We start from the raw sequence: 11,918 nt of genomic DNA, 5'->3' as shown, positions 1-11,918 counted from the left end.
TTAAAGAAGGCAACCATGTCCAAAACCGAAATCGAATCTTTTCGCCTGAGCCGTCGCGGCTTTCTCAACGCCGCAGCCATTGGCGCCGCTTCGATCGCGGTTTCGGCATGCGCCACCACCGGGCCGGGACCGGTCGAGCCGCCGCCACCAACCTATGTCGAGCCGCCTCTGGCCGATTATGTGACGATGTACGCAGCAGTCAGCGACGGCGGCTTCGATTTGCCGGCCATCCCCGTCGACAAGATCGATCCGCAGTTCCTGCGTCAGATCGTTCCCGACCCGACGGGACAGAAGCCGGGAACCATAGTCGTCGACACCACCGGCCACTTCCTTTATCTGGTTCGTCCAGGCGGTCAGGCGATACGCTACGGTGTCGGCCTTGGCCGTGCCGGCTTCGAATGGTCCGGCGACGCCGTCGTTCAGTGGAAGCAGAAATGGCCGAAGTGGACGCCGCCGGACGAAATGATAGCCCGCCAGCCGGAACTGAAACCCTACAGCGCCGACAATGGCGGCATGCCCGGCGGCCTGAAGAACCCGCTCGGCGCACGCGCGCTCTATCTGTTCCAGGGCAATGTCGACACGCTCTATCGTCTGCACGGCTCGCCGGAGTGGCGGTCGATCGGCAAGTCGGTTTCGTCAGGCTGCGTGCGTCTGATGAACCAGGACATTATCGACCTCTATGACCGCGTGCCCTCGAAGACGCCGGTCGTCGTGACCAGCGACGCCAGCCAACCGATGGTGGCGACGGCCAATCGCCAGGCGATCCCGATCGACGCCGGCGTGCCGGACGGCTCGGTGCTGCTTGGACCGGTCAAGGCGATCACGAATTCGATTTTCTGAGCCAACAGTGTGCGGGCGGCGAGGCTTCGCCGCTTCCGGGCATCCGCCGTTCCGGAGCAGGCCAACATCGAGTCCAGGGGCCTGCCCGGCGTAGGCCGGGCGATAGAACCGCGGGCGGTTCACTGCGAGGTGGTGAACCCGCACTGCTTTTGTTCCATCTCGATCTGCTTGGTGATGCGGATGGCGTTCTGTGCGTAGGCCTCGGTCACCGAGCCGCTGTTCACGGTCTTGTCCTTCAGCGGGCTGACGGCGGCGCAGAGGTGGAAAACATGCTCCGTCTCGGACTTTGCGGCGCCGTTTTCCGGCGCGATCCAGTACACGACATCCTGACCGGCGGGGTGTGCCGCGTCCTTTGTCGCTGCAGCGACCGTGCTGGAGTCGGTGGCGATCTCCTGCGCCTGGGCGGCGACCTCGGGCGAACAGGCCGTGGTCGGCTGCCCCGCCTTGATCTGGGCTGCGCACGAGTTCATGTCCTGAGTGTACTGCTCGACCGATGGCGGCTGGTAGCTGACCCCGATCAGCGTCGCGAGCACGGCCAGCACGGCGCCGACGCCACCGGCGACCTTCTTGGTCTTCGGATCCATGTTTTTGTCGTTGAGTATCAGGAGAACCAGTGGGAGGAAGGCGATCAGCGTGATGATAGCGCCGAGCTGGTTTTGGACGAAGAATTTGAACGTTTCGGATTCGCGAGCCGGATCGTGCCTGTTGGCCGCCTTCCACAGCAAGCTGCCGGCGATTGCGAAGATCGCGATCCCGACCAGAATGCCGATCAGCAGCGGCAAGTTTCCCTGATCGAACTTATGTCGGTAGAGCAAAAAAATGCCGGCGATTTCGCCGCCAATGGCAACTATCCACGCAAGCGCGGCGAAAAGGCGCAGCCGCGTGGCGCCCGACTTCTGACCCTGCGTCGCCTGCCAATCCTTGGTAACGTCGCCCCCTGAAATCGGCTTGTCGTCGGTCATGACCGGATCTCCTCAATTTCGACATTTTTGCACGGCCGACGATAGACCGGAAGCCCAGCCTGCCTCACGCAGCGTCATTGCACAATTCTTCTTTGTCTGCCTTACCAACGCGGCGAACATCGCGAACGCCATGGCAGACACACCTGACGATGCAGCTCCCTTACCGCCCCCTCGACAAACTCCCCAATATCCCGCGCACGATCGCCCGGCCCACCGACGAGCCTACAGATCGAACCACCGACTTGATCGCCGCCTCGGCCACTGTCTGTCGGTTGGACGGTCGCGGCGCGGGTGCTCGTCTGCCTCCCGATTGCGGTGCCGGATCGTCATTGCCGAATCCCGGAATGGTCCAGCGCGAGCCGCCGCTGCCGGCCTGCTGGGCCTGCTCTTCGGCATCCTGCGCATCCTTGGCCCTTTTCTGCAGCATTTCGAAAGCCGATTCGCGATCGACGGCCTGATCGTACTGGCCGGCGACCGGGCTTTCCTGGATCAGCTTTTGACGCTCAGCGGCCGTTATGGGCCCAAGCCGCGAGGATGGTGGGCGGATCAGTGTCCGCTGCACCATGGACGGAACACCCTTGGCCTCCAACGTCGAGACCAGCGCCTCGCCAGTGGCAAGCTGTGTAATGGCGGTCATGCAGTCGAAATCGGGATTTGGCCGGAACGTCTCGGCTGCCGTCCGGACTGCCTGCTGCTCACGCGGCGTATAGGCGCGCAGCGCGTGCTGGACGCGATTGCCGAGCTGGGCCAGAACCTTTTCAGGGATATCCAAAGGGTTCTGCGTGACGAAATAGACGCCGACGCCTTTCGAGCGGATCAGGCGGACCACTTGTTCGACGCGATCGATCAGCACTTTAGGTGCTTCGTCGAACAGAAGATGCGCCTCGTCGAAGAAGAACACCAGCTTCGGCTTGTCGGGGTCGCCGACTTCCGGCAGCACCTCGAACAGTTCCGACATCAGCCATAGCAGGAAGGTCGCGTAGAGCCGCGGATTCATCATCAGCTTGTCGGCGGCAAGCACGCTGATGGCGCCGCGTCCGTCGCGGGTGGTGCGCATGATATCGGCGATACGCAATGCCGGTTCGCCGAAGAAGTTTGCGGCCCCCTGCTGTTCGAGGACCAGCAGCGTGCGCTGGATAGCCCCGACCGAGGGCTTCGTTACATTGCCGTAGCGTGAGCCGATCTCGTCGGAGCGCTCGGCGATGTTTGCCAGCAGTGCTTGCAGGTCCTTCATGTCGAGCAGCAGCAGACCTTCCTCGTCCGCAAGGCGGAAGGCGATGTTCATGATGCCTTCCTGCGCCTCGGTCAGGTTCATCAGGCGCGACAGCAACAACGGCCCCATTTCCGAGACCGTGGCGCGGATCGGATGACCCTGCTCGCCGAACAGGTCCCAGAAAATGACCGGAAATTCCTGGAAGTCGTAGGGGTCGAGCTTGACCTGTTCGGCCCGCTGGATCAGGAAATCCTGTGCCGTGCCGATCATGGCGATGCCGGACAGGTCACCCTTGATATCGGCGCAGAAGACCGGCACGCCGGCGTTGGAAAAACCTTCGGCCAGTATCTGCAAGGTGACGGTCTTGCCGGTGCCGGTGGCGCCGGTGACCAGACCGTGACGGTTCCCGTATTGCAACAACAACTGCTCGGCACGCTGAAAGCTGTCGTCGGGCTTGCGGCTGGCGCCGATGAAAATGCTGGTGTCGTCAGCCATATGTCCGGTCTCCGCAAACTGATGTGTTTAAAGCCAGTGGCCTTGCCGCAGGTATAGTGGCGCCATCGCATAGCGACAATGCCATTCGGGGAAGTCGGGGCAATCGTCCAAATCGGGCCATTCGTCCAAATTGGGTTTTTGGAGCTTGCGGATTTTGCCGCTGTTTGGCAATCGTCGTCCATGCGGACTGACCTATATCTGATGGATCGAATCCGGTCTCTGAAAGCGCATTGCATTGCGATATCGGACCGGGGACCGTAGACTGAACCACTCCCGGCTGGTGCGGCCGCATGAAACGAGGAGGACGGATGGGCGCCGGAGCCTTGATCCAGGACGTGGAACCCGAGAACGCCGAGCGTCAGCGATGGCTCGCCTTGGCGGAAAAGGCATTGGCAGGCGCTTCCTTCGAGGAAAAGCTGGTCTCGCACAGCGACGACAACATCCGTATCGAACCGCTCTACGACCGCAGCACTGCGGCGGAACCGATCGTGCGCGCAAACCCGAAATCGCCATGGATCGTCAGCCAGCGGGTCGACGATCCGGACATCGACCGCGCCAGAAACCAAGCGCTGGAGGATGTTGCACAGGGTGCCACGGGATTGTCGCTGGTCTTCGAAGGGGCGCCGAACGCGTTCGGCTACGGCTTGCCGAGAACGGCGGAAGCGTTGGAGGCGGTGCTGGACGGCATACCGCTCAACCGCATCCAGGTTCGCATCGACGCCCATCCCTGGAGCCGCGCCGTGGCCGACTGGCTGGTCGCGTTCCTGAGCAAGCGGCGGTCGGACCCGGCAAAACTCAACCTCTCCTTCGGCATCGATCCAGCGGCGATCTTCGCGGGAACCGGTCGGCTGCGTATGTCGATCGAGGCGCTGCAGGCCTCTATGCCGCAGTCGCTGGCGCATTTCTTCGCGATGGGCGTTCCGGGCGTGCTGCTGGAAGCTGACGGGCGCGTGTTCCACAATGCCGGCGCCACGGAAGCGCAGGAACTTGGCATCATGCTGGCTTCGGCTGTCTCCTATCTCAGAATGTTCGAGACGGCGCGCCAGCCGCTTGTCTATGCTGCGCCTCATATCGGTTTTGCGCTCAGCGTCGACCAGGACCAGTTGCTGTCGACGGCCAAGATGCGGGCACTGCGCAGGCTATGGGCGCGGGTGCAGGAGGCTTGTTCGATCCCGACATCCACCGCCAATATCCATGCCGAGACGTCGTTTCGCATGATGACGGCGATGGATCCGGAGACCAACATCCTGCGCACCACCATTGCATGCTTTGCCGCGGCATGCGGCGGCGCCGATTCGATCTCCATCCTGCCGCACACGATCGCGCATGGTCTCCCGGCTGGCTTTGCCCGTCGTGTTGCCCGCAACGCGCAGCTGATCATGGCCAATGAAAGCCATATCGATCATGTCACCGATCCCGCCTATGGTTCCGGCGCTGTCGAGGCGCTGACCGCGGAATTGTGCGAGCTGGCCTGGGCGGAATTGCAGACGATCGAAGCCGAGGGCGGTGTCCTGTCCAGCCTTCAGGACGGACACATCCAGAAGCGCGTCCACGCAGCGGCGGAGCAGCGCAATGCAGCCTACCGCACAGGCGAACGGGCCATCATCGGCACCACGCTCTATCCATCGAAAGACGAACGCCCGGTCGAGACGCTGGCGGCGGAACGGCGACCGGCCTTCACCGAAGGCGTTGCCGTCTGCGAGGCTCTATTTCCGGCCCGCATCGACCAATCGATCGGAGTCGGCTCTTGATCCCGGACTTCGGCCAAATCGGCTGGGTCCCGCCACGCCGCGCTCCCGTCGAGGTCAAAGGCCAGCGGACCACGCCGGAAGGGCTCGTCGCCAAGCATCTGTACAATCAAAGCGACCTCAAGGGGTTGCCGCATCTAGACACCTATCCCGGCCTGCCGCCCTTCGTGCGCGGCCCCTACCCGACCATGTATGTCCAGCAGCCCTGGACGATCCGGCAATATGCCGGTTTCTCGACCGCCGAAGATTCCAACGCTTTTTACCGACGCAACCTTGCCGCTGGCCAGAAGGGGCTGTCGGTCGCCTTCGATCTCGCCACGCATCGCGGCTATGACAGCGATCATCCGCGCGTTGCGGGTGACGTGGGCATGGCGGGCGTCGCCATCGATTCCATCCTCGACATGCGGCAGCTCTTCGACGGCATTCCGCTCGGCGAGATGACCGTGTCTATGACCATGAACGGCGCGGTGCTGCCGATCATGGCGCTCTACATCGTCGCGGCGGAAGAACAGGGCGTTGCGCAGAAGGATCTTGCCGGCACCATTCAGAACGACATTCTGAAGGAGTTCATGGTCCGCAACACCTACATCTATCCGCCGAAACCCTCGATGCGGATCGTGTCGGACATCTTCTCGTACACGTCGAAGAACATGCCGAAGTTCAATTCGATATCGATCTCCGGCTATCACATGCAGGAAGCCGGCGCGACGGCCGACCTTGAGCTCGCCTACACGATCGCCGACGGCATCGAGTATGCCCGCGCCGGCGTCGCGGCGGGCCTCGACATCGACCGCTTTGCGCCTCGCCTGTCCTTCTTCTGGGCCATCGGCATGAATTTCTTCATGGAAGTCGCCAAGCTGCGGGCCGCGCGCCTGTTGTGGGCGACCCTGATGCAGAAGAATTTTTCGCCCAAGGACGAGCGTTCGCTGTCGCTGCGCACCCATTGCCAGACTTCTGGCTGGTCGCTGACAGCGCAGGATCCCTACAACAATATTATCCGCACCATGATCGAGGCAATGGCTGCAACGCAGGGCCACACCCAGTCGCTGCACACCAATTCCTTCGACGAGGCCATGGCGCTGCCGACCGACCACTCGGCGCGGATCGCCCGCAATACCCAGCTCATCCTGAAAAAGGAATCGGGCACCACGCGCATCATCGACCCGTGGGGCGGTTCGGCCTATCTCGAACGACTGACGCATGATCTGGCGGCGCGCGCGCTTGCCCATATCGAGGAGGTCGAGGCGCTCGGCGGCATGGCCGCCGCGACCGAACAGGGCATTCCCAAGCTGCGCATCGAGGAAGCCGCCGCGCGCACGCAGGCGCGCATCGATTCCGGCGAGCAGATGCTGGTCGGCGTCAACGCCCATCGCCCCGAGACCGACATCGAGGTCGACGTGCTGAAGATCGACAATGCCGAGGTCAGGGCCCGGCAATTGTCGAAGCTGCAAAGGCTCAAGGGCACACGCGACGTCGGCGCGGTCGAGAGCGCGCTCGATGCGCTGACCCGTGCCGCGCAAGGCAATGAAAACCTGCTGGAGTTCGCCATCCGCGCCGCGCGCGCCAATGCCACGGTCGGCGAGATTTCATTCGCGTTGGAAAGAGCCTTTGGCCGCCACGTCGCCACGGTGCAGACCATTTCCGGCGTCTATCGCAAGGCTCTCGGCGATAATTCCGTCGTCGACGGCCTGCAGGACAAGCTTGAAGCCTTCGAGAAGAAAACCGGCGGCAAGCCGCGCATTCTCGTTGCCAAGATGGGACAGGACGGCCACGACCGTGGCCAGAAGGTCATCGCCACGGCCTTCGCCGATCTCGGCTTCGACGTCACCGTCGGCGCGATGTTCCAGACACCCGACGAGATCGCCAGGCTGGCGGTCGCACAGGACGTCCACATCGTCGGCGCCTCGTCGCTGGCGGCGGGACATCTGACGCTGATCCCCGAACTGCGCGACGCGCTGAAGAAGCTCGGCCGAGGCGACATGCTGATCGTGGCCGGCGGCGTCATCCCGCCGCAGGATTATGAAGCGGTGCTGCAAGCGGGTGCCGTGGAAATCTTTCCCCCCGGGACGGTTATTCCGGAGGCGGCCGACCGTCTTCTGGATCGCCTGCTGTCGGAAGGGTAAACGTTGCTGCATCAAGCAAAAGGTTGTGCCAAAATGAGGATTACAACCAAGGTGTACTGACCGTGAAGACGATCATTCATAAGCTCGACGATCAGAGGCGGTAATCGTGCCACGGGAACTGCTTGACAGCTTGAATCTTCAAGTGGGCGATCAGCTTCAAATCGTCGAAACCGACGACGGCATCATTCTAAGACCATTGAACAACAGCTTCGAGCGGCAGATGAGAGCCGCTCGTGACGTCATGGATAAATACGAAATCGGACTGAAAAAGCTCGCGAAGTAGATGCCACCAGCTGATTTTCATCCGTCCGAGAGCTTGACGATTTCCCATTCCTTGCCGTTGACGCTGGCCAAGTCGCCGACCTTCTTGCCGAACAGGGCCACGGCCATCGGCGAAACATGCGAAATGCTACCCTTGGTGGGATCAGCCTCGTCTTCGCCGACGATTTTCCAGTGCACCTTCCTGCCGTCATCGCCCTCGATCGTGACGCCCATGCCGAAGCGTACCAGGTCGCTGCCCGGCTCCGGTACGGAGAGTTCGGCGCTTTCACGCCGGGCGGTCCAATAGCGCAGGTCGCGCGACACGACCGCGATACGCTCGCGGTCGGCTTTGCGTTCGGCCTTCGCCAGGAGATCGCGCAGATCGGCCAGATTTTCCTCGATCTGCGCCAGGCCGCGTTCCGTCACCAGATTGCGATGCTGGCTGACCGGCCGCTCACCGACGCCGGCGATGGCGTTTTCGCTGTCTTCCTCGCGGGTGAAAGCTCTGCTCATTTCCTGAACTTAGGCGCGCAGAGGCTGCTCGACAAGCCATTGTCGTTTCCGTCGAGAGGAGAGGCAGACCGTCTGGCACGATTCCTGCGACGCCAAGGTTGAACGCTGGGATTCTGTGCCGATGTTGAACAGACGAACGCTGCTGACCGGAACCGCCGGCTTTGCCGTCATGGGCCTTGCACTCGGCAAGGCGGCCACTGCCAGTCTGACCGGCATCGAGAAAGCCTCGATGCGCGGCTCGATCAATGCCATCGACCTCGGCGTGCAGCCCGGCACATCAGACGATCAGAGCAAAGCCTTCGCCAAACTGCTGCGTGACGCAAACAGCCGCGACATGCCGATATTCCTGCCGCCCGGCACCTATGTCGTCTCCAATCTTTCGCTACCCGGCCGCGTGCGTCTTTCCGGGGTGCCGGGCGCGACGCGCATCGTTTACGGTGGTGACGGCCACCTGTTCATGACTGAGCAGGCCGACCATATCGAACTTAGCGGGCTGGTCTTCGATGGTTCGAACCGCACGATGGGCGATTACACGCAAGGGCTGCTCGATCTGCGCCGTATCGCGCACCTCGCCATCGACAATTGCCAGATCACCGGCAGCGGCAAGAACGGACTGGCGCTGGAGCATGCGGCGGGCCGGGTCGAGCGCTCGGACATATCGGGGGCTGCCGATGCCGGTATCTATTCGGTCGAGGCCGGCGGACTGTCGATCACGGGCAACACCGTCTCCGACTGCGCCAATGGCGGCATCCTCGTGCATCGCTGGCAGGCGGCGGAAGACGGCACCATGGTCACCGGCAACCGCGTCCAGCGCATCCAGGCGCGCAGCGGCGGAACCGGGCAGAACGGCAACGGCATCAATGCATTCCGGGCCGGCAATGTCGTCATCTCGGGCAACATCGTTTCGGACTGCGCCTTCTCGGCGATCCGGGCCAACAGCGCCAGCAACCTGCAGATATCGGGCAACACCTGTTCGCGCTCGGGCGAAACAGCAGTCTATTCCGAATTCTCGTTCGAAGGCGCCATCATCAGCAACAACATCGTCGACGGCGCCGCCAACGGCATCTCGATCGTCAATTTCAACGAAGGCGGCCGCATGGGCGTCTGCTCGGGCAACATCGTGCGCAATCTGTCGACCAGCGGCCCCTATCCCGCCGACTTACCGGGATTTGGCGTGGGCATCGGCGTCGAAGCCGACACCACCGTTTCCAACAACGTCATCGAGAACGCGCCGCTCTATGGCATGCAGATCGGCTGGGGGCCGTACCTGCGCAATGTCGTGGCCACCGGCAACATAATCCGCAAGGCAGGAACCGGCATCGTCGTATCCGTCGTCGAGGGCGCCGGTACGGCCATCATCTCCGACAATGTCATCGACGGCGCCCTGAACGGCGCCATTGTCGGCCAGCGCTGGGCCGAGCCGGCGACTGGCGATCTCGCCTCGTCAAACGGTAGCGGCTATGCGCATCTGACCGTCGAGCGCAATCACGTCAGTTGAGGCCGGTTTAGTTCAAGGCCGCGGTGGGCCTCAGCGCCCCGACCTTGGCACCGTTCCGGCTTTCGATCGGCGTGTTTGCCAGTTCGAGCAGCTTCGCCGCCAGGGCCTCGTCGGCACGAAACAGTTTGGCGAGGACGGCGGCAACCATGGCTTCGCCGGCGCGGCCGGCGCCATCATCGCATTTGAGCGCGATGCCGAGGCCAAGTTCCGGAATTGCGGCACAATGGACGCCTTCGGCGCCGCCCTTCGTGAAAATCCGCCCTGGTGCGGCCTCCATCAACGCGACGTCTTCGCGGCCGCTGCCGGCAACGAAGAAGGGCTCGGCCATGCAGGCGGAAAGCAGCCGCTTTGCAGCCTTGGCTCGCTCTGGGCCAAAACCTGATGTCGTGGCCATGCGCGCAAAGCCGAGCGCGAAGCTCCTGAGCGGCACCGCATAGGTTGGGATCGAACAGCCATCGATGGCACGCTGGTCCGCGCCATGGACAGCGCCCGTCACCGATTGCATGGCATCGCGGACCATCTCCTGCAGGCCGTGTCCCGGCTTGACATAGCCGCGATGGGCAATGCCGGCGTGGACGCATGTGCAGAGGAAGCCGGAATGCTTGCCGGAACAATTGTTGTGCAATGCGTTCGGCGAGCCGCCGGCGCGGGCGAGTGCAATCTCGGCGTCATGATTGGACGGCCAATGCGTGCCGCATTCGAGCGCTGATCCGTCCAGCCCGGCCTTGGCCAGCATGGATCGCGCCAGTTCGACATGTGCCGGTTCGCCCGAGTGGGACGCACAGGCCAGCGCCAGTTCGCGGTTGCCGAAACCATAGGCATCCGCCGCCCCGCTTTCGACCAGCGGCAAGGCCTGGATCGCCTTGACCGCCGAGCGCGGAAACACCGGCTTGGCCGTATCGCCGATCTCCCAGACCGGTTTGCCGTCGGCATCGAAGACCGCAACCGCGCCACGATGCGCGCTCTCGACGATCGCGCCGCGCAAGACTTCGATCAGAACCGGATTTGTCATGGCTACCCCGTAAAAATACGGGCTGCTTCTACCTGATCCGGTCTAATATGGAAACGTAGTTGGCGACCGCCGCACCGCCCATATTAAAGATGCCACCGAGTTTTGCACCGGGCACCTGGATGCCGCCGGCCTCGCCGACAAGCTGCATGGCGGTCAAGACATGCATGGACACGCCCGTGGCGCCGATCGGATGGCCCTTGGCCTTCAACCCGCCTGAGGGATTGACCGGCAGGCGGCCATCCTTGGCCGTCGTGCCGTCGAGCGCCAGTCTGGCGCCCTCTCCCGGCTTGGCCAGACCCATCGCCTCATATTCGATCAGCTCGGCAATGGTGAAGCAGTCATGCGTTTCGACGAAGGATAGATCGTCGAGCGTCACGCCGGCCGATTTCAGCGCCCGGGTCCAGGCCTGTTCGCAGCCTTCGAAGGTCAGGATGTCGCGCTTCGACTTCGACATCGGCAGGAAATCCTGCACATGCTCGTTGGCGCGGAAGGCAACGGCACGCCGCATCTTCAGCGCGGTCGCGGTATCGGCGAGGATAAGGGCAGCGGCACCGTCGGAGACCAGCGAGCAGTCGGTGCGCTTCAGGGGACCGGCAACGAATGGATTCTTCTCGCTCTCCTGGCGGCAGAACTCATAGCCGAAATCCTTGCGCATCTGCGCATAGGGATTGTCGACGCCGTTCTTGTGGTTCTTGGCGGCAATCATCGCCAGCGCGTCCGACTGGTCGCCATAACGCTGAAAATAGGCCTGCGCGATCTTGCCGAACACGCCGGCGAAACCCGCCGGTGTATCGCCGTCCTCGGGCAGATAGGACGCCTTGAGCAGGTTCTTGCCGATCTCTGGCCCCGGCGTCGTCGTCATCTGCTCGGCGCCGACCACCAGCACGATGCGGGCGGCATTGGCATCGATGGCGCGGATGCCTTGGCGGACCGCCGCCGATCCGGTGGCACAAGCGTTCTCGACGCGCGTCGCCGGCTTGAAGCGCAGCCGGTCGTCGGCCTGAAGCACCAGGCTTGCGGTGAAATCCTGCGCCGAAAAGCCGGCGTTGAAGTGGCCGAGCACGATCTCGTCGACCTCGTCCGGGCCGATGCCGGCATGGTCGAGCGCGTCCGTTGCCACCTTGACGATGAGGTTTTCGAGCGTTTCGCCCTCAAGCTTGCCGAAGCGCGAATGCGCCCAGCCAACGATGCATGCGGTCATGGCGGTCTCCATCCTTGACGCGAGCCTAGCAGGCGGGCTCACAGTGCGCTTT

10 protein-coding genes are annotated in these 11,918 nt (G+C 63.0%); 5 read left to right on the top strand and 5 right to left on the bottom strand.

What is annotated here, in order from left to right; translation table 11 throughout:
- Window positions 1–15 precede the first annotated feature (15 nt).
- Entirely contained in the window at window positions 16–840 is an 825-nt protein-coding gene (locus EOA16_RS09040; RefSeq protein ID WP_127257262.1) for a L,D-transpeptidase, read from the top strand.
- 119 nt (window positions 841–959) lie between these two features.
- On the opposite strand, the gene EOA16_RS09035 is transcribed toward EOA16_RS09040, so the two are convergent.
- The gene (locus EOA16_RS09035; RefSeq protein ID WP_127257260.1) at window positions 960–1,802 is read right to left on the bottom strand and encodes a hypothetical protein; all 843 of its coding nucleotides are present in this window, start codon (window positions 1,800–1,802) and stop codon (window positions 960–962) included.
- 160 nt (window positions 1,803–1,962) lie between these two features.
- Window positions 1,963–3,510: a helicase HerA-like C-terminal domain-containing protein gene (locus EOA16_RS09030; protein ID WP_127257258.1), complete on the bottom strand. Its 1,548-nt coding sequence runs from the start codon at window positions 3,508–3,510 to the stop codon at window positions 1,963–1,965.
- A gap of 308 nt (window positions 3,511–3,818) precedes the next feature.
- On the opposite strand from EOA16_RS09030, the gene EOA16_RS09025 reads away from it, so the two are divergent.
- From EOA16_RS09025 to EOA16_RS09015, 3 genes are all read left to right on the top strand, one after another.
- Window positions 3,819–5,261 (top strand): methylmalonyl-CoA mutase subunit beta, encoded by a 1,443-nt coding sequence (locus EOA16_RS09025; RefSeq protein ID WP_127257257.1) that lies wholly within the window; start codon window positions 3,819–3,821, stop codon window positions 5,259–5,261.
- Complete coding sequence (scpA, locus tag EOA16_RS09020) at window positions 5,258–7,381, top strand: methylmalonyl-CoA mutase (RefSeq protein WP_127257255.1); 2,124 nt, start codon at window positions 5,258–5,260, stop codon at window positions 7,379–7,381. The genes EOA16_RS09025 and scpA overlap by 4 nt, the downstream gene beginning before the upstream one ends.
- A 106-nt stretch (window positions 7,382–7,487) precedes the next feature.
- A complete protein-coding gene (locus EOA16_RS09015) occupies window positions 7,488–7,664 on the top strand; it encodes an AbrB/MazE/SpoVT family DNA-binding domain-containing protein (protein ID WP_245455890.1) in 177 nt (58 codons plus the stop codon).
- 17 nt (window positions 7,665–7,681) lie between these two features.
- On the opposite strand, the gene greA is transcribed toward EOA16_RS09015, so the two are convergent.
- The gene (gene greA / locus EOA16_RS09010; protein ID WP_127257252.1) at window positions 7,682–8,155 is read right to left on the bottom strand and encodes a transcription elongation factor GreA; all 474 of its coding nucleotides are present in this window, start codon (window positions 8,153–8,155) and stop codon (window positions 7,682–7,684) included.
- 121 nt (window positions 8,156–8,276) lie between these two features.
- On the opposite strand from greA, the gene EOA16_RS09005 reads away from it, so the two are divergent.
- Complete coding sequence (locus EOA16_RS09005; RefSeq protein WP_127257251.1) at window positions 8,277–9,653, top strand: TIGR03808 family TAT-translocated repetitive protein; 1,377 nt, start codon at window positions 8,277–8,279, stop codon at window positions 9,651–9,653.
- Window positions 9,654–9,660: 7 nt separating this feature from the next.
- On the opposite strand, the gene EOA16_RS09000 is transcribed toward EOA16_RS09005, so the two are convergent.
- Both EOA16_RS09000 and EOA16_RS08995 read right to left on the bottom strand, forming a co-directional pair.
- Window positions 9,661–10,665: an asparaginase gene (locus EOA16_RS09000; protein WP_127257249.1), complete on the bottom strand. Its 1,005-nt coding sequence runs from the start codon at window positions 10,663–10,665 to the stop codon at window positions 9,661–9,663.
- Between the two features lie 28 nt (window positions 10,666–10,693).
- The gene (locus EOA16_RS08995) at window positions 10,694–11,866 is read right to left on the bottom strand and encodes an acetyl-CoA acetyltransferase (RefSeq protein WP_127257248.1); all 1,173 of its coding nucleotides are present in this window, start codon (window positions 11,864–11,866) and stop codon (window positions 10,694–10,696) included.
- Window positions 11,867–11,918: the final 52 nt, after the last annotated feature.

Source organism: Mesorhizobium sp. M7A.F.Ca.US.008.03.1.1 (genome assembly GCF_003997495.1).
GTDB lineage: Bacteria > Pseudomonadota > Alphaproteobacteria > Rhizobiales > Rhizobiaceae > Mesorhizobium.
Note: the sequence above shows the minus strand (reverse complement) of the source record. Positions and strands in the feature narration are given on the sequence as shown.

Excerpts from the sequence above, each read along its gene's own strand:
- EOA16_RS09040 (WP_127257262.1), top strand. The coding sequence starts at position 16 with ATGTCCAAAACCGAAATCGAATCTTTTCGCCTGAGCCGTCGCGGCTTT.
- EOA16_RS09035 (WP_127257260.1), bottom strand. The coding sequence starts at position 1,802 with ATGACCGACGACAAGCCGATTTCAGGGGGCGACGTTACCAAGGATTGG.
- EOA16_RS09030 (WP_127257258.1), bottom strand. The coding sequence starts at position 3,510 with ATGGCTGACGACACCAGCATTTTCATCGGCGCCAGCCGCAAGCCCGAC.
- EOA16_RS09025 (WP_127257257.1), top strand. The coding sequence starts at position 3,819 with ATGGGCGCCGGAGCCTTGATCCAGGACGTGGAACCCGAGAACGCCGAG.
- greA (WP_127257252.1), bottom strand. The coding sequence starts at position 8,155 with ATGAGCAGAGCTTTCACCCGCGAGGAAGACAGCGAAAACGCCATCGCC.
- EOA16_RS09005 (WP_127257251.1), top strand. The coding sequence starts at position 8,277 with ATGTTGAACAGACGAACGCTGCTGACCGGAACCGCCGGCTTTGCCGTC.
- EOA16_RS09000 (WP_127257249.1), bottom strand. The coding sequence starts at position 10,665 with ATGACAAATCCGGTTCTGATCGAAGTCTTGCGCGGCGCGATCGTCGAG.
- EOA16_RS08995 (WP_127257248.1), bottom strand. The coding sequence starts at position 11,866 with ATGACCGCATGCATCGTTGGCTGGGCGCATTCGCGCTTCGGCAAGCTT.